At 70.1% G+C, this 20193-nt stretch carries 19 protein-coding genes; 8 read left to right on the top strand and 11 right to left on the bottom strand.

The features are described 5' to 3' along the window. Positions 1-313: 313 nt before the first annotated feature. The 4 genes from YWY_RS0110950 to mca all read right to left on the bottom strand — a co-directional run bounded on the left by YWY_RS0110950 (position 314) and on the right by mca (position 4152). Positions 314-2332, bottom strand: a complete 2019-nt coding sequence (locus tag YWY_RS0110950) for a thioredoxin domain-containing protein (RefSeq protein WP_028847631.1) — start codon at positions 2330-2332, stop codon at positions 314-316. Between the two features lie 72 nt (positions 2333-2404). Then, positions 2405-2797, bottom strand: coding sequence for a GNAT family N-acetyltransferase (locus tag YWY_RS21505; RefSeq protein ID WP_425426126.1), 393 nt, complete (start codon positions 2795-2797; stop codon positions 2405-2407). A gap of 114 nt (positions 2798-2911) precedes the next feature. After that, the gene (locus YWY_RS23270; RefSeq protein ID WP_051310153.1) at positions 2912-3298 is read right to left on the bottom strand and encodes a hypothetical protein; all 387 of its coding nucleotides are present in this window, start codon (positions 3296-3298) and stop codon (positions 2912-2914) included. Beyond that, positions 3295-4152: a mycothiol conjugate amidase Mca gene (gene mca / locus YWY_RS0110935; RefSeq protein ID WP_051310248.1), complete on the bottom strand. Its 858-nt coding sequence runs from the start codon at positions 4150-4152 to the stop codon at positions 3295-3297. The genes YWY_RS23270 and mca overlap by 4 nt, the downstream gene beginning before the upstream one ends. Positions 4153-4361: 209 nt before the next feature. On the opposite strand from mca, the gene YWY_RS0110930 reads away from it, so the two are divergent. The 4 genes from YWY_RS0110930 (at position 4362) to YWY_RS0110915 (ending at position 6261) form a co-directional block, all read left to right on the top strand. Continuing rightward, positions 4362-4751 (top strand): DUF4307 domain-containing protein, encoded by a 390-nt coding sequence (locus tag YWY_RS0110930; RefSeq protein WP_084609272.1) that lies wholly within the window; start codon positions 4362-4364, stop codon positions 4749-4751. Between the two features lie 200 nt (positions 4752-4951). Continuing rightward, positions 4952-5449 carry a transcription elongation factor GreA gene (greA, locus tag YWY_RS0110925; protein ID WP_028847629.1) on the top strand — a complete coding sequence of 166 codons (498 nt, stop codon included), beginning with the start codon at positions 4952-4954 and terminating at the stop codon, positions 5447-5449. Positions 5450-5460: 11 nt separating this feature from the next. Further along, entirely contained in the window at positions 5461-5832 is a 372-nt protein-coding gene (locus tag YWY_RS0110920) for a hypothetical protein (RefSeq protein WP_028847628.1), read from the top strand. A 96-nt stretch (positions 5833-5928) separates the two neighbouring features. Continuing rightward, complete coding sequence (locus YWY_RS0110915; protein WP_028847627.1) at positions 5929-6261, top strand: hypothetical protein; 333 nt, start codon at positions 5929-5931, stop codon at positions 6259-6261. A 109-nt stretch (positions 6262-6370) separates the two neighbouring features. Here YWY_RS0110915 and ilvA read toward each other — a convergent pair whose 3' ends face one another. Then, complete coding sequence (ilvA, locus tag YWY_RS0110910; RefSeq protein ID WP_028847626.1) at positions 6371-7582, bottom strand: threonine ammonia-lyase; 1212 nt, start codon at positions 7580-7582, stop codon at positions 6371-6373. Positions 7583-7647: 65 nt separating this feature from the next. On the opposite strand from ilvA, the gene YWY_RS0110905 reads away from it, so the two are divergent. Continuing rightward, positions 7648-7914, top strand: coding sequence for a hypothetical protein (locus tag YWY_RS0110905; RefSeq protein ID WP_028847625.1), 267 nt, complete (start codon positions 7648-7650; stop codon positions 7912-7914). 61 nt (positions 7915-7975) lie between these two features. Here the strand turns inward: YWY_RS0110905 and YWY_RS0110900 are convergent, their stop codons facing one another. The 5 genes from YWY_RS0110900 to YWY_RS0110875 form a co-directional block, all read right to left on the bottom strand. Beyond that, positions 7976-9130: a cystathionine gamma-synthase gene (locus YWY_RS0110900; RefSeq protein WP_028847624.1), complete on the bottom strand. Its 1155-nt coding sequence runs from the start codon at positions 9128-9130 to the stop codon at positions 7976-7978. Between the two features lie 50 nt (positions 9131-9180). After that, entirely contained in the window at positions 9181-9666 is a 486-nt protein-coding gene (locus YWY_RS0110895; protein ID WP_156899202.1) for a hypothetical protein, read from the bottom strand. 66 nt (positions 9667-9732) lie between these two features. Continuing rightward, positions 9733-10233, bottom strand: coding sequence for a hypothetical protein (locus YWY_RS0110890; RefSeq protein WP_028847622.1), 501 nt, complete (start codon positions 10231-10233; stop codon positions 9733-9735). A gap of 661 nt (positions 10234-10894) precedes the next feature. After that, positions 10895-12028, bottom strand: a complete 1134-nt coding sequence (locus YWY_RS21495) for a hypothetical protein (protein ID WP_051310152.1) — start codon at positions 12026-12028, stop codon at positions 10895-10897. Between the two features lie 139 nt (positions 12029-12167). Continuing rightward, positions 12168-13562 (bottom strand): cystathionine beta-synthase, encoded by a 1395-nt coding sequence (locus YWY_RS0110875; protein WP_028847620.1) that lies wholly within the window; start codon positions 13560-13562, stop codon positions 12168-12170. Between the two features lie 239 nt (positions 13563-13801). On the opposite strand from YWY_RS0110875, the gene YWY_RS0110870 reads away from it, so the two are divergent. Continuing rightward, positions 13802-15658: a bifunctional metallophosphatase/5'-nucleotidase gene (locus YWY_RS0110870; protein WP_028847619.1), complete on the top strand. Its 1857-nt coding sequence runs from the start codon at positions 13802-13804 to the stop codon at positions 15656-15658. A gap of 149 nt (positions 15659-15807) precedes the next feature. Further along, on the top strand, positions 15808-17028 hold the full coding sequence (locus YWY_RS0110865; RefSeq protein WP_028847618.1) for an acetyl-CoA C-acetyltransferase: 1221 nt from the start codon (positions 15808-15810) through the stop codon (positions 17026-17028). Positions 17029-17099: 71 nt separating this feature from the next. Here the strand turns inward: YWY_RS0110865 and YWY_RS0110860 are convergent, their stop codons facing one another. Continuing rightward, positions 17100-17921 (bottom strand): Bax inhibitor-1/YccA family protein, encoded by an 822-nt coding sequence (locus YWY_RS0110860; protein WP_028847617.1) that lies wholly within the window; start codon positions 17919-17921, stop codon positions 17100-17102. 193 nt (positions 17922-18114) lie between these two features. On the opposite strand from YWY_RS0110860, the gene YWY_RS0110855 reads away from it, so the two are divergent. Continuing rightward, complete coding sequence (locus YWY_RS0110855) at positions 18115-20112, top strand: SDR family oxidoreductase (protein WP_028847616.1); 1998 nt, start codon at positions 18115-18117, stop codon at positions 20110-20112. Positions 20113-20193: the final 81 nt, after the last annotated feature.

The following is a 20193-nucleotide window of genomic DNA, read 5'->3' as shown; positions in this document are numbered from 1 at the left end:
AAGCCCGGCCACGCCAGCGGCGAGCACATCCACGCGAGTAGGCAGCGCCCGCGCAAGCCGAGGCGGCCAACGCACACAAAAGCACCGCGCTGCGGTTGCTAGAGCACCCGCGCGCAAGCCGAGGACGCACCCACGCGAGCGGAAACCACCCTCACCCGCGAGCCGAGAACGCATCCCCGCCAGCGAAATCCGCAGCGCGCCGCGGCTCGACCAGCCGGGCGCCGAGACGCGCATTCAGGCACCGACGTGGTGGTCCTGCTCCGCCGCTTCTGTTCCTGGCTCGACGGCGAGCCGGCCGCATGCGCACGGCCGGCTAGGCGAGCCGGGCACCGGTCAAGGCCGTGGTCAGCTCAGCGGCGTCGGTCGTGGGCCGGTCGCACACGTAGCCCCGGCAGACGTAAGCAGCAGAGCTTCCCGACACCAACGGCCGGCCCGCGAGCAGCGGAACACCCGGCGCATCCGGTTGGCCGGAGACCACCACTGCCCCGCCGGGGACCGCGGCCACCGCCGCGGACTCCAGCTCCGTCCGGTCGTCCGCATCCTCGCCGACGACGGCGACCTGGACCGGGCCCGCCTGTGCCGCCTCGGCGACCGTCAGCCAGTGACCGGCGAACCGTGGCTGGTGGGTCAGCAGCATCCCGACGCGCTCCAGCGCCTCGTCGGCCCGCCGCCGGTACTCGCTCGCCTTCGTGCCGCCGACCAGCACGGACGCCGCAAGCAGCGCTTCGGCCAGCGCCGACGCCCCGCTCGGGCTGGCGTTGTCCGTCGGATCGGCCGGCCGCTGGACCAGGGCCTCGGCATCCTCGGCGGTGTCGAAGTACGCGCCAGGGTGCTGGGCGTCGGCGAACCGGTCCACCGCGGTGTCGAGCAGATCGGTCGCCGCGGACAGCCACTTCCCGTCACCGGTTGCCTGATGCAGCGCCAGCAGCCCATGAGCGAAGCATCCGTAATCCGCGAGTACTCCGGCGGCGTCGCCGACCACCCCGGCGCGGGAACTTCTGCGCAATCTGCCGTCGACCACGTGCTCGCCGAGCACGAACTCGGCGGCTGCTTCCGCCGCGCCGATCCACTCCGGCCTGCCGAACGCCCTGCCCGCCTCTGCCAGCGCGGTGATCGCCAAGCCGTTCCATTCGGCCAGCACCTTGTCGTCCCGTGCCGGTTGAGGACGCGCGCGCCGGGCGGCCAGCAAGTCCGCGCGCACCCGCCGCCAGCGTTCCGGATCGTCCGGATCCTTCAGCAACCGCAAGGTCGACGTGCCACGCTCGAACGTCCCCTCCGCCGTCACACCGAACAGTTCGGCCGCCCACGCGCCGTCCTCCTGCCCCAGCACCTCCACCAGCTGAGCCGGCGTCCAGACGTAGGTCTTGCCCTCCTCACCCTCGGTGTCGGCATCCAGCGACGCGGCGAATGCGCCTTCGGCGGTGCGCAGGTCGGTGAGCAGGAACTGCGCCGTTTCCTCGGTCACCCGGCGAGCGAGGGCACCGACGGCTTCGCCGGGAACCAGCCGAGCCAGGTGGGCGTACGCCCGCAGCAGCAGGGCGTTGTCGTAAAGCATCTTCTCGAAGTGCGGCACGACCCAGGCCGCGTCGACCGAGTAGCGCGCGAACCCGCCCGCGAGCTGATCGTAGATGCCGCCGCGGGCCATCGCCTCCGCGCAGCGAGCCGCGACGTCCAGCGGCTGCCGCCCACCGCCGTTCTCGTACCGACGGAGCAGGAACTCCAGCACCATCGAGGGCGGGAACTTCGGCGCGTCACCGAATCCGCCGTGCCGGACGTCCTCGTCCTCGGCCAGCCGATCGGCGGCGGCCACCAGCGCGTCCGCGTCGACCGGGGCGGCGCGCAGCGGGCCGGTGCGCTGCTCGATGTGCCGGACGACCTGCTTGCCCGCCTCGATCACCTCGGCACGCCGTTCCCGCCACGTCGCGGCCACCGCTTCCAGCAGGCGGCCGAACGGCTCCGGCGGGTAGTACGTTCCGCAGTGGAACGGTTCGCCGTCCGGCGTCAGGAAGCAGGTCATCGGCCAGCCGCCGTGCCCGGTCATGGCCTGGGTGGCGGTCATGTAGACCGCGTCGATGTCCGGCCGTTCCTCCCGGTCGACCTTGATGTTCACGAAGTTCGCGTTCATCACCTTGGCCAGCCGCTCGTCGGAGAACGACTCGTGGGCCATCACGTGGCACCAGTGGCACGCGGCATAGCCGACCGACAGCAGGATCGGCACGTCCCGGCGCTTCGCCTCGGCCAGCGCTTCCGGGCACCACGGCCACCAATCGACCGGGTTGTCCGCGTGCTGGCGCAGATACGGGCTGGAGGCGTCGGCAAGCCGATTCGTCATACCCCCAGCCTGGCAGACTCCGCCGCCGGACCGCCGTCGCGTATCAAGGAGTGAGCGTGCCTGCTCGTCCGGTCACAACGCCATCTTGAAGCCCACATGGGTGGGTTGGAAGCCGAGCCGCTGGTAGAACCGGTGCGCGCCTTCCCTGGTCACGTCGGAAGTCAGCTGCACGACGTCCGCGCCCCGTTCCCGTGCGGTGTCGATCAACCACCTCATCATGCGCTCACCGAGACCGGTGCCGCGCTGGTCGCTGCGCACCCGCACACCCTCGATCTGCGCGCGCAGCGCCCCGCGGCCAGCGCGGCCAGCGTGGCAACCGTGATCGACCCTCGATCTGCGCGCGCAGCGCCCCGCGGCGGGACAGCCCCGGTATGTAGCTGAGCTGCGCGGTGCCCACCACCGCGCCTTCGTGCTCGACGACCACCAGCAGCTGGTTCGGGTCGGCGTCGACGGCCTTGAAAGCAACCTGGTACGGCGTCAGGTCGTCCGGCGACTCACGCTTGGCGCCGAGCGAGTCGTCGGCCAGCAGTGCCACGATTTCCGGGACGTCGTCGGCGACGGCCCTCCGGATAGTCACTGTCATGGTGCGCTTGGCCCGCCTGGATCGTCGCGTCTCGCTGCGCCGGTCTGTTCCGCTGTCGACGACTCGGGTTTCTGGTCCGCCGGGTCAGGCGTCGGTTCGTCCGTCGCCTTCGCCTGCTCGCCCGCCGAGGAGCCGTCCTGGTCACGCCCGGTGTCCTGCTCGCCTGGCTCGTCGAAGCTTTCCGGGATCCGCTTCAGGTGCTTGGTCATCGACCGCACCAGCAGCGCCACCGCGATCAGGAACAGCAACAGCACGACCAGACCCAGCGGGGAGGACTTGCCGAACTCCTCCTTGCCGGGCGTGTCGTTGGTGCCCGGCTGCTGCGCCAGCACCAACGCGGCCGTGACGGCGGCCCCGGTCGCCGGGGGCGACACCAACGTCATGTGGTCTCCTTCGGAATGCCGGCGAACAGGTCGTCCTCCGGCAAGGTCGTGTCGACCAGGGAGTGCACCAGCTCGTACTCCTCGGTCGGCCACAGCTCCCGCTCCAGCTCGACCGGCACCGCGAACCAGCGGGAATCCGGGTCGATCTGCGTGGCGTGCGCCTTCAGCGCCTCGTCGCGCACCTTGAAGTAGTCCGCGCACTCGACCCGCGTGGTGACCCGTTCGATCACGTCCGGCCGGTCCGGATCCCATCGCTCGAGCCACTCCTGGTACGGCGATTCCATGCCGCGCTCCAGCAACGCCTCGTGGAACGTCACGATCTTGGAGCGGGAGAACCCGTGCGAGTAGTAGAGCTTCAACGGCTGCCACGGCTCACCGGCGTCCGGGAACCGGTTCGGGTCGGGCGCGGCCTGCCACGCCTCCATCGACACCTCGTGGGTGCGGATGTGGTCCGGGTGCGGGTAGCCGCCGTTCTCGTCGTAGGTGACGATCACGTGCGGCTTGAACTCGCGGATCTCGCGCACCAGCCGCTCGGCGGCCTCCTCCACCGGCACCAGCGCGAAGCACCCTTCCGGCAGCGGGGGCGGCGGGTCGCCTTCCGGCAACCCGGAGTCGACGAAGCCCAGCCAACGGTGGCTGATCCCGAGGATGGCCGCTGCCCTGGCCATTTCCTCGCGGCGGATCGCGGCGATGTTCTGCACCACTTCCGGACGATCCATCTTCGGGTTGAGCACGCTGCCCGCCTCACCCCCGGTGCAGGTGACCACCCGCACCTGGTGGCCTTCGGCCACGTAGCGGGCCATCGTGGCCGCTCCCTTGCTGGATTCGTCGTCCGGGTGCGCATGCACCGCCATCAAGCGCAACCCGCCCGGGCGTGTGGGGTGGTTGTCCTCGGTCAAGCCACGCCCCCTTCTCTGCCTCGTCGAACCGACCCCCGGTAGGGTCGGACTCCATTGTCCTGTCCTGTCGACGGCTACCGCCCGGAGGGGTTCGGATCGGCGTGAACGGAGAACCGACCGCGCGCCCGCTGCCGGAGGGCCGCTATGGCAGACAACGCACACCGATGATGAAACAATCCACCGGCCGGTGGATCGCCGGTGTGCTGGTCGCCGTCGCGTGCGTGCTGGTGGCCTACGTGGCGTACGTCAACCTGGGCAGCGAACCCATCACCGCGGAGACCATCGGCTACTCCGAACGGCCTGGTGACGCCATGGAGGTGACGTTCCGCGTCACGCGGGACGACCCCGGCAAGCCTGCCGTGTGCATCGTGCGCGTGCGCAACGCCACCGGCGAGGAGGGTGGCCGCAAGGAGGTTCTGGTGCCGCCCGGGGACGACGGCAGGCCACTACGCACGGTGATCAAGAGCGTCGGGCGGCCGGTCGCCGGAAACGTATTCGGATGCTCATATTCGGTTCCCGAATATCTGTCAAGAGGTGAGCGGCCAACGGGGTGAATCGCGCGCCGGACGCCCGGATCCCGTCGCCGCAACCGGCCGTCGTACCCGCTCAGCGTGCTATCATGACGGGCGTACGGCACGGCCCGGCGGGCCGTGTCTTTCCTTTATGAGCGTTTGTCGATTGAAGATGCGTGCGCCGTGACATCGGCGCTGGAGTTTCCCGGTACGTGGCGACGTACCGGACGCATGACAAGGAGTTGGTGACCGTGAGCGACGCCAAGGTGACCTGGCTGACCCAGGATGCCTACGACCGGCTCAAGAAAGAACTGGATGAGCTGATCGCGAATCGCCCGGTCATTGCCGCCAAGATCAACGCCTCCCGGGAGGAAGGCGACCTACGGGAGAACGGCGGCTACCACGCGGCCCGCGAGGAACAGGGCCAGGCCGAGGCTCGCATCCGTCACCTGCAGGAGCTGCTGCGCAACGCCAAGGTCGGCGAAGCGCCGCCGAACGACGGCATTGCCGAGCCGGGCATGGTGCTGACCGTTCGCTACGAAGGTGACGACGAGGTCGAGGAGTTCCTGCTGGCCACCCGCGAGGAGGGCGCCAACGGCGACCTCGAGGTGTACTCGCCCGAGTCGCCCCTCGGCAAGGCGCTGCTGGGGGCATCCGAGGGCGAGTCGCGCGAGTACGAACTCCCCAACGGCCGCAAGCAGAAGGTCACGCTGCTCAAGGCCGTGCCGTACTCCGGCTGAGTGGTAACAGCGTGCGCGCCTACCGCTGGTGGTACGTCGCCGCCGCCGTGATCATGGCCATCACGGTGGCGGCGTTTCACATCGCTGTCCAGGCCGGTCAGGGCGGCGCCGGTGGCACCGCCTGGCCGGGCCTGCTCGTCCCGGTGCTGTTGCTGGGCGGCGTGGTGTACCGGCTGCGCGTCACGGATTCCCCGATGGCCCGCGCCGAGCGGGCCGCACTCGCGACCGCTGCCGGGCTGAGCCTGCTGACCGTCGTCCTGCAGGCTTTCGTTCTCGCCGACGGGCTGTCGGTGCCGGCGGTAGCCGTGGCCGTCCTGCCTGCCGTGCCGTTCCTGCCGCTCGCCTGGCGGGCACATCGCGTGCTGCCCGCCGAGCCCGCCTGACACCTCGGCACTTCCCCATCACCCGGCCCCTGCCTCGGGTTTCGCCGCATCCGGCGACGGGTAGGCCGCCAGCAAAGCCCCGCAGGGAGGTGCCCGATGCCACAGCAGGCATGGTCCGACAAGCGCGAGCGGCAGTACGAGCACATCAAGTCCGGTGCCAAGAAGAAGGGCGCGAGTGAGGACAGGGCGGAGGAAATCGCCGCGCGCACGGCCAACAAGAACCGGGCGCAGTCCGGCGAGGCGCGGCAGAAGAGCCGGACCTCGGTCGAGGACGTCTCACCGCAGCACCGTGGCGGCAAGCGCTCCGGCAACCGGCAAGGACCCAAGGGACCGACGCGCGACCAGCTCTACAACGAGGCCAAGAAGCGCAACATCAAGGGCCGGTCCACGATGACCAAGAAGCAGCTGGCCGACGCCTTGGGCCGCTGAGCCCGCACCACGCCACCCGGCCACCGCCCGCCGACGCCGCGGCCACCCGCCCCTCGGGGTAGTGGGTGTCGGCCCGGTGACATGACGGCACCCTGCAACGGCCCGGCGCTCAGCGCTCGACGACGATCGTGTACCCGGCGCGCTGCAGAGCCTCGGTCACCTCGTGGCAGTGCTCCGGACCCCGCGTTTCCAGGTTGAGCTCGATCTCCACGTCACCGATGTCCAGCGACCCGGAGATGCGCGAGTGCTCGACGTCGATGACGTTCGCGCCCAGCTCCCCGACCCGGGTGAGCAGCTTCGCCAGCGACCCCGGCCGGTCGGCGACCCGCAGCCGCAGCGACAGGTAGCGTCCGGCCGCGGCCATCCCGCGCCGGATGATGTTCAGCAGCAACAGCGGATCGACGTTGCCGCCGGACAGCACCGCCACGATCGGCGGCTGGAAGACACCCTGATGCTCCAGCAGCGCGGCCACCGTGGCCGCGCCCGCGGGCTCGACGATCAGTTTGCGCCGCTCGAGGCAGAGCAGCACCGCCCGCGCCAGCGCCTGCTCGCTGACCGTCACCACGTCGTCGACGTACTCGCTGACGTGCGCGAACGTCACCGGTCCCGGTGAGCCGACCGCGATCCCGTCGGCAATGGTGCTGGGGTTGTCCAGCTGCACCGGCTTGCCCGCTTCCAGCGACGCCAGGACGGCGGCCGCGTCGGCGGCCTGCACACCGACGACGCGCGCCTGCGGCCTGAAGTGCTTGAGCACCGTGGCGATGCCCGCGATCAGCCCACCGCCACCGGTGGCGACCAGCACCGTGGCGACATCGGGCACCTGCTCCAGGATCTCCAGCCCGACCGTTCCCTGGCCTGCGATGATGTCCGGGTGGTCGAACGGGTGGATGAACACCGCGCCGGTTCGTTCCGCGAACTCCGTCGCCGCCGCCAGCGACTCCGCCAGGGTCTCCCCGTGCAGGTGCACGTCGGCCCCGTAGGCCCTGGTCGCCGCGAGTTTCGGCAGCGGGGCTCGCTGAGGCATGAACACGGTCGATCGCGTTCCCAGCAACGACGCGGCCAGCGCGACGCCCTGCGCGTGGTTGCCCGCGCTTGCCGCCACCACCCCACGCGCCCGCTCCTCGGCGGCCAGCCCGTGAATGCGGGTGTAGGCGCCGCGGATCTTGAACGACCCGGTGCGCTGCAGGTTTTCGCACTTCAGGTACACGTCGCCGCCGTGCATCCGCGTCAGGTCGCGGGCATGCTCCATCGGCGTCGTCCGCACCACCTCGGAGATCAGCTTCCGGGCGGCCTCGATCTGATCCAAGCGCACAAGGTCCATATGAGCTGCATCATGCCACCGGGTACGCTGGAATGACCGACGACCCGGGAGATTAAGGGCGAGAGATGACACGGGGGACCTCACCCACGCGGGCCACGCGCGTGGCCGGCGGGACGTCGCTGCTTGTCGCCGTGCTGTCGGCAGCGGCGCTCACCGGGGCCGCATTCGTCACCGTCGACCTGGCGACGTGCGGTCAGCCAGCCAGGTACGTGCACAACGAGCAGCAGATCGAGCTGGTCGGCGGGTGCATCGACACGGCGAAGCTGCCGACCGTCGCGCCCGGCCCCGAGCAGGCCAAGCCGACGCTGTCGGCGAACTGGCAGCAGCCGTGACCGGCGCCGCGATCCTCAGCCCAGCACGAACTGGCAGCAGCCACAACCAGCGCCGCGATCCTCAGCCCAGCGCTTTCCGCAAATCCACTTCCAGATCCCGCGGATCCTCGATCCCCACCGACAGCCGGACCAGATCGTCGGGCACCTGCAGCAACGACCCGGCCGTGCTGGCGTGCGTCATCTTCCCCGGGTGTTCGATCAGCGACTCGACGCCGCCGAGCGACTCGGCGAGGACGAACAGCTCGGTGCCCGCCACGACCTGCAGGGCGCGCTGCTCGCCGCCCCGCACGGTGAACGACACCATGCCGCCGAACCGACGCATCTGCTTGGCCGCGACGTCGTGGCCGGGATGCTCGGGCAGGCCCGGGTAGTACACCTTCGTCACTTCGGGATGGTCGGCCAGCATCGCCACGATCCGCTCGGCGTTGTCGCAGTGCCGTTCCATGCGCAAGGCCAGCGTCTTCATGCCGCGCATGGTCAGCCAGCTGTCGAACGGCCCCGGCACCGCGCCTGCCGCGTTGCGCAGGAAGAACAGCCGCTCGGCCATGTCGTCGGAGTTCGTGACGACCGCACCGCCCACGACGTCGGAGTGCCCACCCAGGTACTTGGTTGTGGAGTGCACGACGACGTCGGCGCCCAGCGCCAGCGGCTGCTGCAGGTACGGGGTCGCGAACGTGTTGTCCACGACCAGCTGAGCCTGCGCCTCGTGCGCAATCGTCGCCAGCCCCGCGATGTCCGCGATGCCCAGCAGCGGGTTCGACGGCGTCTCGCACCAGATCAGCTTGGTCCGCGACTGCACCGCTTCGCGCACCGCGTCCAGTGACGACAAGTCCGCGACGGTGTACTCCACACCCCACTCGGTCAGTACCTTGTCGATGAGCCGGAACGTGCCGCCATAGGCGTCGTTGCCCAGCACCAGGTGGTCGCCCGGCCGCAGCGCGGCACGGAGCACCGCGTCGCTGGCAGCCATCCCGGACGCGAACATCACGCATCGCCGGCCGTCCTCCAGCGCGGCCAGCGCCTCTTCGGCGGCCGTGCGGGTGGGATTCGCCGTGCGGGAGTACTCGTAGCCGCCTTCACGCAGGCCGCCTACGCCGTCCTGGGCGTAGGTCGACGTGGCGTAGATCGGCACGATGACCGCACCGGTGCGGGGATCGGGCCGCTGACCAGCGTGAATTGCCCGGGTCTCGAAGCCGTAGTGCCGGGTGTCGTCCATGCCGACCAGCCTATGCCCGCCGCCTCGGCCGGCCACCGGCGGCCCGCCCGCTATCCGGGCCTGCCGTCCGCTCGGGTCGAGCCGGCGGCGATCGCCAGCAGTGCCGTCAGCAGCCCGAGCGCCGAAGCCAGCACGATGGCCGTCGCGAACGAGTCCCGCAGCTCGACCATGAGCTCGACCCAGCCACCGACGTCCAGCCGCAGCACCAGCGGTTCGAGCACCAAGGTCGCGACGGCCAGCAACGCGACCACGACCAGCAGCCACGCACCGGCTACCCGGCGGGCCAGCGCCGCCACCCCGAGCCCGATCAGCAGGACCACCAGTGCGGCGCGCACCCCGACCACGACCCACAGCTGGTTCGGCATGGGCGTACCGGACTCGTCGAACGCGGTGTACCACTCGTAGACGACCCAGCCCATCGCGCCCGCGGCAAGCAGTGCCACCAGGCCGGCGACGATCCCGATGGCGCCCGTTCGCGGGCGGTCCTGCGGGTGGTACTCCGGTACCGAGCCGTAGTCGTCGAACTGCGGATCCATGCGCAGGCTCCTCACGCCGGGGGTCGACGTCGATTCGTCGTCGCCGGTCTCCGGCACGTTAGCGCATCACCACTCGTCCTGCGACGCGCCACGCGAACACCAGCGGCCGGTGGCCGGCAGCAAGGTGAGCACCAGCGTGACCACCACGACGACGAGCCACACCCCGACCAGCCACTGCAGCTGAGTCACCACGGCCGGATCGTCCTGCCAGCTCCACGCGGAATCCCGAGCGCGATCCGTGCCCGCGATGAGGACGTAGCCGAGCCCGGACAGCGCGGCCGCGGTCGCCGCGGCGACGGTGATCTGACCCGACTGCCTGCGCCGCAACAGCAGCACCGATCCGCTGAGCAGCGCGACGGTGATGCCGACCAGGATCAGATAGACGACCACCCCAGCAGGGTGCAGCTGGGCGTCGTCCCACACCGCCAGCAGGCCGAGCACGCTCAGCACCAGCCCGCCGCAGCCGAGCACGGCGGCCAGCACACCGGCGGTGATGCCGCTCCACCCGCTCACCGCTTCCGGTTCCGGCTCGCATCGCGGCGGCTCCGGCTGGATCGGTGGGCGCATCGCATCACCTCGCGTCATCCGTGCTCGCGGATCAGTCACTGTGTCCTACTCTCCCGCTTCGTCTGCAGAGCCATCTCACCCGCTGCGCTCCACGACCGGCCTCTCACGCCGTGCCGCCACCACGCACGTACCGGAGTGTGGGTGGCAGGCACGCCAGCACCGTAGGCATCGCCACCGGGCAAGACCCACCAGGCCCCCGGCGGTGAACGCTATGACCACATCGGCCACCACGGCAAGAACCAGCACCGCCCCACACCCCGCCACCAGGTATGGCCGGCCGGATTGCGGAGCTGGAGCAGAACACCGCCGACAGCCGTTCCGGACGCCACCACCAACCCGGCGATCACCAGCAGGCCGCTGGCGACACCGGTCCGAAACGCCGCGCCGAACGCAGGAGCATTGAGCACGGCCTGCAGGACACCGACGAACAGCGCGGATGCCGACGCGGCCGGAGCGAAGCGCCGGTCCGCCGCAGCACGGTCGACCGCTTTCGGCCACGTGTCGCCCGCAAAGGGATCCGGCAGCTGCGCGGACTAGGGCTCGACCTTTCCGATCACGCGCAACCAAGGCAGTCGTGCCGGAAAAACCAACCGACCGGGCCTCCCCGTGGGGAGCGCCCGGTCGGTTGGCAGGGATCGGATCGAGTCAGCTCGCCGTCAGCTCAGCCCTGGTACGGCTGCTGCGGGAATCCGCCGGACGGCGGGTTCTGCTGGCCGAATCCCGGCTGACCGTACCCCTGCTGCTGGCCGAAGCCACCCGGCTGCGGCGGGCCGAAGCCGCCCGGGCCACCGTAGCCGCCGGGGCCGCCGAAGCCACCGGGGCCGCCGAAGCCACCGGGACCGCCGACGCGTGGCAGGCCGAGGAGGTGCTGGATGGGCGGGATCAGACCGATCGCAGCGATGAGTCCCGCCACCAGGCCGAACACCAGCGTCAAGACGAGACGCGCAGGCGTAGGAAGTCCTGATGGGATGGCTGCTATGAAGAGGATGGCGCCGAGAGCAGCAAGCACTCCGCCGGTTACCGCAGAGAAGACGCCTGCCTTGGCCGCGTTCTGCAACGCGACGAGCACACCACCCACGGTGAGACCGATCGCGCCGAGGGTCATCAAGATCGTGTAGATCCACGGCTCGGTCGTGTCGTCCCCTGACGGAACATCGGCGATGTCGATGATCAATGTGAGCATCAGGATCAAGACCGTCAGGCCGAGCGCGCCGATCAGACCCCCGCCGACCCAAGCGAAGATCTTGCTCTGGTCAACCCTGCCCGGACCGCCGTAACCCGGCTGCCCCATGGGCTGGCCGTAGCCCTGCTGCGGGAAACCCTGCGGCGGCTGGCCGTAGCCCTGCTGCGGGAAACTCTGCGGCGGCTGGCCGTAGCCCTGCGGCGGCTGGCCGAAACCACCCTGCTGCGGCGGCTGGCCGAAGCCGCCCTGCTGCGGCGGCTGCTGGCTGAAACCGCCCTGCTGGCCCTGCTGCGGGTTCTGCTGCCCGCCCGGGTTGTCCTGCGCGCTCGGCGGCGGGGTGTACGGGATCGACGGGGGCTGCGTGCCGGGCGAGACCATCTGCGTGGCCTCGCTGCTCTGGTCCTGCCCGCCCGGTGGCGACGGCGGCTTCACCATCTGCGTGGCGTCGCCCGCGCCTGCCGGCTCGTCCGGCGTCTGACCGGGCTGCACCACCTCGGTGGGCTCTGGCGCGTCACCGAACGGCGCGTTCTGCTGCTCCGCCTGCGGCTCAGGGCCGCTCGGCGGACCCCCCTGGTTCTCCTGTTGCGGATTCGGTGGCTCGGGAGCACTCATGTGGGCTCAATCCCCTTATGAGAAACGACGGGTGAAAAGCACCAACGTCGTTGGTCAGTCAGTTGTCGTCCTTCGCTGCGCCACACGCTATCGGATCATCGTGCCGTCCGCTGGAAAGGCCCCCCCGGGGTGCCGGCCCTCAGCGCTGCTCGGAAGCGAAGAACGCGAGCATGTCGTGCCGCGTGATGACCCCGACCGGGCGACCGTCCTCCAGCACGAGTGCCCCGTCGGCGTCCGCCAGCGCGGTCATCGCCGCCTGGACCGGCTCGCCTGCGCCGATCGTCGGCAGCGGAGCCGACATGTGCCGGTCCAGCCGGTCGGACAGCTCCGCCTTGCCGGCGAACAGCGCCTGCAGCAGCTCCCGCTCGTTGACCGCACCGACCACCTCGGCGGCCATCACCGGGGGTTCGGCCGAGACCACCGGCATCTGGCTGACGCCGTACTCGCGCATGATCTGCACTGCCTCGGCCACCGTCTCGTTCGGATGGGTGTGCACCAGGTCGGGCAGCGACCCGTCCTTGCGGCGCAGCACGTCACCGACCGTGGCATGGCTGGACTCCGGCGGCAGGAACCCGTGCCTGGCCATCCAGGAGTCGGAGAACACCTTGGTCAGGTAGCCGCGGCCGCCGTCCGGCAGCAGCACCACGATCACCGCGTCGTTGCGGCCCTCGGCGGCCAGCCGTTCCGCCAACCGCACCGCTGCGGCCGTCGCCATGCCGCACGAGCCGCCGACCAGCAGCCCCTCTTCCCGCGCCAGCCGGCGCGTCATGGCGAACGACTCCGCATCGGAGACCGCGATGATCTCGTCCGGAACGGTCCGGTCGTAGGCGTCCGGCCAGAAGTCCTCGCCGACCCCTTCCACCAGGTACGGGCGGCCGGTGCCACCGGAGTACACCGAGCCCTCCGGATCGGCGCCGACGACCCGCACTGCGCCGTCGGAGACCTCCTTGAGGTACTTGCCGGTCCCGGAGATGGTCCCGCCGGTGCCCACGCCCGCCACGAAGTGCGTGATCTTGCCTTCGGTCTGCCGCCACAGTTCCGGGCCGGTGGTCTCGTAGTGGCTGCGCGGGTTGTTCGGGTTGGAGTACTGGTCGGGTTTCCACGCCCCCTCGATCTCCCGCACCAGGCGGTCGGAGACGCTGTAGTACGAGTCCGGGTGCTCCGGCGGCACCGCCGTCGGGCACACGACCACCTTGGCGCCGTACGCCTTGAGGACGTTCCGCTTGTCCTCGGACACCTTGTCCGGGCAGACGAACACACAGCTGTAGCCCTTGCGCTGGGCGACGAGGGCCAGCCCGACGCCGGTGTTGCCGGACGTCGGCTCCACGATGGTGCCGCCCGGCCGCAGCTCGCCGGATTCCTCGGCGGCCTCGACCATGCGCAGCGCGATGCGGTCCTTCACGCTGCCGCCCGGGTTGAAGTACTCGACCTTGGCCAGCACCAGCGGCCCGTTGTCGATGTGCGCGGTGACGGCGTTGAGTTTGACCAGCGGCGTGTTGCCGACGAGGTCGATGACGTGCTCGACGTAGTCCACGGGTCCTCTTCCTGACGTGAATGCCGACGCGAATCTGCCACTGCCGACGGCCCGGACGGCACCTAAGCCTATGCCGACCGCGGTGACCGGGCAGCTTGCCACCGGTACCGGTGCGTCGATCAGGCCACGACGAACGACGTGACCGGCGACACGTCCGGCCATCCGGCTGGCAACCGTTGTCCGTATCGCCCGAAAGTGCTTAGCTTCCCGTCGTTCCACCGGACGACCAAGGGGTGATCATGTCCGCACGATCTTCTCGCCGGAGCAGGCTGACCGCCGCTGCGGCGGCCGCGGCCCTCGTTGTCAGCGCAGGCGTGACCGGCAGCGCGAGCGCCGTCGCCGCACCGCAGAAACCCGCGTTCACCCTGCACGTGCTGTTCACCAACGACGCCGAGTCGGCGTTGCTCGGCGTGGACGGGGACGGCAGCACGGACGAAGGGCCGATCGTCGACGACGGGCCGAGGCCCTACGGCAGCGCCTCCCGCATGGTGGCGTTGGCGAAGAAGCTGCGCGCGGAAGCCACCCGGGGCAAGCCGCCCGCGGGCCAGGCGGCCAAGCGCGGCGTGCTCACCCTGTCCGGCGGGGACAACTTCCTTGCCGGGCCGGAGTTCGCCGCCAGCCTGGACAAGGGCGTGCCGTTCTACGACTCGCTGGCGCACAAGGCGATGGGCTACGACCTGTCGATCATCGGTAACCACGAGTTCGACTTCGGCCCCGAGGTGACCGCGCAGTTCATCGACGGCTTCCGCGGAACCGTGCCGTTCGTGAGCGCGAACCTCGACGTCAGCGGGGAGCCGGCGCTGCAGTCGCACGCCGACCGCGGCACGATCGTGGCCACCCACGTGGTGAAGATCCGCGGCGAGCGGGTCGGCGTGATCGGCCTGACCACGCCGGAACTGCCGTCGGTGTCCAGCCCGCGCAACGTCAAGGTCGACCCGGACCTCGCCGGGATCGCCAACTGGCACGCCGGCTACCTCGAGGCCAAGGGCGTGAACAAGATCCTGCTGGTCAGCCACCTGCAGGACATCGACAACGAGCTGGCCCTGGTGCCGAAGCTGCGCGGCGTGGACGCGGTGATCGGCGCGGGCGGGGGTGAGATCCTCGCCGACGAAGGCGACCGGCTGATCCCCGGCGACCAGGCCGAGCGCGGCTTCCCGCTGTGGGCGACCGACGCCCAGGGCAAGAAGGTCCCGGTGGTCACCACCACCGGCGACTACAAGTACCTGGGCCGCCTGGTGCTGAACTTCGACCGCAACGGCACTGTGATCGGCATCGACGAGGAGCAGACCCAGCCGGTGCGGGTGTCCGGTGTCGGACCGGACGCCATCAAGGGTGACCGCAAGGTGCGCGAGCAGGTGGAGAAGCCCGTCGCCGACTACATCGAGGGCCTGGCGGACAAGGTCGTCGCGGACAGCGCGGTGGCGCTGGACGGCGTGCGCAACAACGTCCGGTCCAAGGAGACCAACTTGGGCAACCTGATGGCCGACGCCCTGCTGTGGGCGGGCAAGCAGCAGGCGGCCGAGTACGGGGTTCCCGAGCCGCAGGTGTCGATCCAGAACGGCGGCGGCATCCGCAACGACTCGGTCATCCCGACCGGCCCGGTGACCGCTCTGAACACCTACGAGATCGCGCCGTTCGCCAACTTCGTGGCCGTGGTGCCCGACGTGCCGCGGGAAACGCTGAAGCAGCTGCTGGAGCGCGGAGTCGCCGCCGCGCCCGACGCATCCGGCGCGTTCATGCAGGTCGGCGGCCTGCGGTTCACCTACGACACCTCGAAGCAGGCGCAGGTAGTGGAGCCGGGCAGCGGCGGAACCATCGTGACACCCGGCGAGCGGGTGCAGGAGGTCGTGCTGGACGACGGCACGGTGATCGTCGAGAACGGCCAGGTGGTGGACGGTCCGCCGGTCACCATCGCGACCAACGACTTCTCCGCCCGCGGTGGCGACGACTACCCGTTCGGCGGCCTGCCGTTCACCCCGGTCGGCATCACCTACCAGGGCGCGCTCGAGCAGTACCTGACCGACGGCCTGTCCGGGAAGGTGACCGCCGAGGACTACCCCGAGGGCGGTGAGGGCCGCATCACACCGATCAACTGATCGATCGGCCTGGCCCTGCTGCGGGCAGGCGGGCACGATAAGGGGACTGGTTCGTGCCGTGGCCGGCCAAGGCCGTGTGCCGAGGGCACCGGGCCACGGCACGAACCGGGCACGAGCCACAGCCGTCTCACCGGTCCGAGGAGCCCGCCATGCCCGAAGCCGTCATCGTCGCCACCGCCCGCTCGCCGATCGGGCGCGCGAGCAAAGGATCGTTGGTGGACATGCGCCCCGACGATCTCACCGTGCAGATGGTGCGGGCCGCGCTGGCCAAGGTGCCGCAGCTCGACCCGGCCGACATCGACGACCTGATGCTCGGCTGCGGCCTGCCGGGCGGTGAGCAGGGATTCAACATGGCCAGGGTGGTGGCCGTCGCGTTGGGCTACGACCACTTGCCCGGCACCACGGTCACCCGCTACTGCGCGTCGTCCCTGCAGACCACGCGCATGGCCATGCACGCCATCCGGGCCGGCGAGGGCGACGTGTTCATCTCCGCGGGTGTGGAGACGGTGTCCCGCTACGCCAAGGGCAACTCCGACTCGCTGCCCGGCACCCACAACCCGTTGTTCGCCGAGGCGGAAGCGCGTACCGCCAAGGCGGCCGCCGAAGGAGCCGACGGCTGGACCGATCCGCGCGAGTTCGACCAGGTCCCGGACATCTACATCCCGATGGGGCAGACGGCGGAGAACGTCGCCCTGCTCAAGGGCATCAGCCGGGAGGAGATGGACGAGTTCGGAGTCCGCTCGCAGAACCTGGCGGAGAAGGCGATCGCCGACGGCTTCTGGGCCAAGGACATCACGCCGGTGACGCTGCCGGACGGCACCCAGGTGACCAAGGACGACAGCCCCCGCCCCGGCGTGACGATGGAGGGCGTCGCCGCGCTGAAGCCGGTGTTCCGGCCGGACGGCCGGGTGACCGCGGGCAACTGCTGCCCGCTCAACGACGGCGCCGCGGCGGTGATCGTCATGTCCGACACCAAGGCCCGCGACCTCGGCATCACCCCGCTGGCCCGGATCGTCTCCACCGGCGTCAGCGCGCTGTCGCCGGAGATCATGGGGCTCGGCCCGGTGGAGGCGACCCGGCAGGCGCTCGACCGGGCGGGCATGACCATCGACGACGTCGACCTGGTGGAGATCAACGAGGCGTTCGCCGCCCAGGTCATCCCCTGCTACCGGGAGCTGGGCATCGACATCGACAAGCTCAACGTCAACGGTGGTGCGATCGCGGTCGGCCACCCGTTCGGCATGACCGGCGCCCGGATCACCTCGACGCTGATCAGCTCGCTGCAGCACCACGACAAGCAGGTCGGCCTGGAGACCATGTGCGTCGGCGGCGGCCAGGGCATGGCCATGATCATCGAACGACTGTCGTAGGTCCCGGCACACGAAAGCGGGGCGCCTGACACCAGACGCCCCGCTTCGGCAGCTCGCTCACCGGCAGCCGGTCACTCGGAGTTGAAGATGGCCAGCAGCCGCACGATCTCGAAGTACAGCCAGACCAGCGCGGTCATCAGGCCGAACGCGGCGTACCAGGCGTACTTGGCCGGCATGCCCGCGCGGATCATGTTGTCGGCCATGTCGAAGTCCAGCAGCAACAGGAACGCGCCGAGCGCGACGAAGGCCAGGCCGACCAGCACGCCGAGGGTGCCGGTCCCGCGCACGCCCAGCTCGGCGTCGAACAGGCCGAGCAGCAAGTCGACGAGAACCAGGCCCATGGCCCCGAGCAGCGCACCGGTGACCCACTTGCGCATCCGCGGCGTGACCTTGACCGCGCCGCTGCGATAGACGAACAGCATCACGACGAACACCACCGCGGTGCCCATGACCGCCTGCAGCCCGACCCCGCTGGCGGCCGGCGGCAGGAGCGCCTCGAGCGTGCCGGTCATCGCACCCAGGAACACGCCCTCGACGGCCGAGTAGCCCAGGGTCAGCCCCGCGCTGGCCTTCACCGTGAACGAAATCGCGATCGCCAGCACGAACCCGGCCACCGCGGCCAGGGCGGTCACGATGAACACCGACAGCTGGGCACCGGCGGCCAGCTGACCGTGCGCCCACACCGCGGCGAAGATACCGGTGAGGATGGCCACGCCGACGCTCGCAGCCGTCTTCGTCACCACGTCGTCGACGGTCATAGGCCGCTCGATGGCCTCCGTCGCTCCGGGGTAGTGCGGCACCCCGGTCTGCGTGCCACCGAAACCCGCATAAGGCCCGCCGTCGATCACACCGCTCGGCAGCCTGCGGAATGCGGGGTTGCCACTTTGATGCACTACGTCCTCCTCGGGAGGTCACTGGAAGGTCTTTCCCGGCGCCTGCACCTGGTCAACGTCCGGTGTGGCGCACCAGTTCCACGGACACTCGACGATCTTCACCCTACTTGTGCTGCGCGCACGACAGCGAGATCCGCGACCGGACCGTGACCGTGAGTCGACAATCGGCAACGACGGCACGAGAATGCACGTCATGACCAACTACCTGGTGACCGGGGCGACCGGGCTGATCGGGCGCCATTTCATGAGGGAAGTCCTGGCCGACCCGGAGACCGAACGGGTGTGGGTCACCGTGCGGCCCGGCTCACGGGACAAACTGGACAGAATGGCCCGCGACTGGCCGAATCGCGACAAGCTCACGCCGGTGATCGGCGACGTCAGCGAGGAACGCCTGGGGCTGTCCGAGGACGTGGTGCAGCAGTTGCGCGGCCGCGTCGACCATCTGGTTCACCTGGCCGCGCTGTACGACATCGAAGCGGACGACGAGGCCAACGAGCGGATCAACATCGCCGGAACCGCCAACACCATCGCCCTGGCCGCCGAGATCCGGGCAGGCTGCCTGCACCAGGTGTCGTCGGTGGCGGTGGCGGGTGACTTCGCAGGCACCTTCACCGAGGACATGTTCGACCAGGGGCAGCGGTTCCCGACGCCGTACCACCGCACCAAGTTCGAGTCCGAGAAGCTGGTGCGGGACCAGCACGACGTGCCGTGGCGGGTGTACCGGCCGTCGATCGTGGTGGGCAACTCGCGCACCGGCGAGATGGACAAGATCGACGGGCCGTACTACCTGTTCCCGGCCATCCAGAAGCTGGCGACGCTGCCCGCCGTGCCGTTCGTCGCCCCGGATCTGGGGGACACCAACATCGTCCCGGTGGACTACGTGGCCCAGGCGCTGCACGAGCTGGTGAAGCGTCCCGGCCTGGACTACCGCACGTTCCACCTGGTCAACCCGGAACCGCAGCCGGTGCTGGCGGTGTTCAACGCGTTCGCCAGGGCGGCGGGCGCCCCGACCGTGGCGACCACCATCGGCGGCAAGTTCGGCCGCACCCTGGTCGACGTGGTGAAGTTCACCGAGCACCTGCCCGGGGTGACCATCGCCAGGGACGCGCTGCTGGAGCGCCTGGGCATCCCGGCGGTGCTGCTGGACAACATGAACTTCCCGTCGGTGTTCTCCTCCGCCGCCACCCGCAAGGAGCTGGCAGGCACCGGGATCGATCTGCCCCGGCTGGAGGACTACGCGGCCACGCTGTGGGCCTACTGGACCGAGCACCTCGACCCGTTCCGGGCGCGCAGGCACCGTGGGCCGCGCGGCAAGCTGGACGGCAGGCACGTGATCATCACCGGTGCGTCGTCCGGCATCGGCCGCGCCACCGCGTTGAAGGTCGCCGCGGCCGGCGGGGTTCCACTGCTTGTGGCGCGCCGCCAGGCGGAGCTGGAGCAGGTGCGCAAGGAGATCCTGGACGCGGGCGGCAAAGCGGCGATCTACCCGTGCGACCTGACCGACCACGAGGCGGTGCACAAGATGGTCGAGCAGATGCTCGACGAGCACGGCCACATCGACATGCTGGTCAACAACGCCGGCCGCTCCATCCGCCGGTCGATCCGGCTGTCGTACGACCGGATGCACGACTACGAGCGGGCGATGGCGATCAACTACTTCGCCGCCGTGCGGCTGATCCTCGCCGTGCTGCCGCACATGACGCAGCGCAAGTTCGGGCACATCGTCAACATCTCGTCCATCGGCGTGCAGGGCATCGCGCCCCGGTTCTCCGCCTACGTGGCGTCCAAGGCGGCACTGGACTACTTCTCCAAGATCGCCGCGGTGGAGATGCACGGCGACGGCATCACGTTCACCACGATCCACATGCCGCTGGTGCGCACGCCGATGATCCGGCCGACCAAGATCTACGACGCGTTCCCCACCAAGTCGCCGGACGAGGCGGCGGACATGGTCATGGACGCGTTGATCAACCGGCCCAAGCACATCGGCACGCCGACCGGACAGCTGATCAACGCCGCGTACAACGTCACGCCGGGGCTCACCGACGCGGTCGCCTACCAGGCCTTCCGCGTCTTCCCGGACTCCGCGGCGGCCGGCGGCGACGGCAAGCTGAAGATCGGCAAGGGCGAGCGGCACCTCGGCAGGGCGGCCAGCGCGCTGGTGCGGCTCACCAGGGGCTTCCACTGGTGACCATGATCGTCACTGTGGGTAACCGCGTCACCCGTTCGGGCAGCCCGACAGGCCGATGCCCGCTCCACCGGTGACATCGGG

Source organism: Thermocrispum agreste DSM 44070 (assembly GCF_000427905.1).
GTDB lineage: Bacteria > Actinomycetota > Actinomycetes > Mycobacteriales > Pseudonocardiaceae > Thermocrispum > Thermocrispum agreste.
This window is presented reverse-complemented; position numbering and strand designations above follow the sequence as displayed.

Bases quoted from the DNA above. Each gene is read 5' to 3' on its own strand.
- YWY_RS0110950 (WP_028847631.1), bottom strand. From the start codon at position 2,332: ATGACGAATCGGCTTGCCGACGCCTCCAGCCCGTATCTGCGCCAGCAC.
- YWY_RS23270 (WP_051310153.1), bottom strand. From the start codon at position 3,298: ATGACGTTGGTGTCGCCCCCGGCGACCGGGGCCGCCGTCACGGCCGCG.
- mca (WP_051310248.1), bottom strand. From the start codon at position 4,152: ATGGCGGTGCATGCGCACCCGGACGACGAATCCAGCAAGGGAGCGGCC.
- YWY_RS0110930 (WP_084609272.1), top strand. From the start codon at position 4,362: ATGATGAAACAATCCACCGGCCGGTGGATCGCCGGTGTGCTGGTCGCC.
- YWY_RS0110915 (WP_028847627.1), top strand. From the start codon at position 5,929: ATGCCACAGCAGGCATGGTCCGACAAGCGCGAGCGGCAGTACGAGCAC.
- ilvA (WP_028847626.1), bottom strand. From the start codon at position 7,582: ATGGACCTTGTGCGCTTGGATCAGATCGAGGCCGCCCGGAAGCTGATC.
- YWY_RS0110905 (WP_028847625.1), top strand. From the start codon at position 7,648: ATGACACGGGGGACCTCACCCACGCGGGCCACGCGCGTGGCCGGCGGG.
- YWY_RS0110900 (WP_028847624.1), bottom strand. From the start codon at position 9,130: ATGGACGACACCCGGCACTACGGCTTCGAGACCCGGGCAATTCACGCT.
- YWY_RS0110895 (WP_156899202.1), bottom strand. From the start codon at position 9,666: ATGGATCCGCAGTTCGACGACTACGGCTCGGTACCGGAGTACCACCCG.
- YWY_RS0110890 (WP_028847622.1), bottom strand. From the start codon at position 10,233: ATGCGCCCACCGATCCAGCCGGAGCCGCCGCGATGCGAGCCGGAACCG.
- YWY_RS21495 (WP_051310152.1), bottom strand. From the start codon at position 12,028: ATGAGTGCTCCCGAGCCACCGAATCCGCAACAGGAGAACCAGGGGGGT.
- YWY_RS0110870 (WP_028847619.1), top strand. From the start codon at position 13,802: ATGTCCGCACGATCTTCTCGCCGGAGCAGGCTGACCGCCGCTGCGGCG.
- YWY_RS0110865 (WP_028847618.1), top strand. From the start codon at position 15,808: ATGCCCGAAGCCGTCATCGTCGCCACCGCCCGCTCGCCGATCGGGCGC.
- YWY_RS0110855 (WP_028847616.1), top strand. From the start codon at position 18,115: ATGACCAACTACCTGGTGACCGGGGCGACCGGGCTGATCGGGCGCCAT.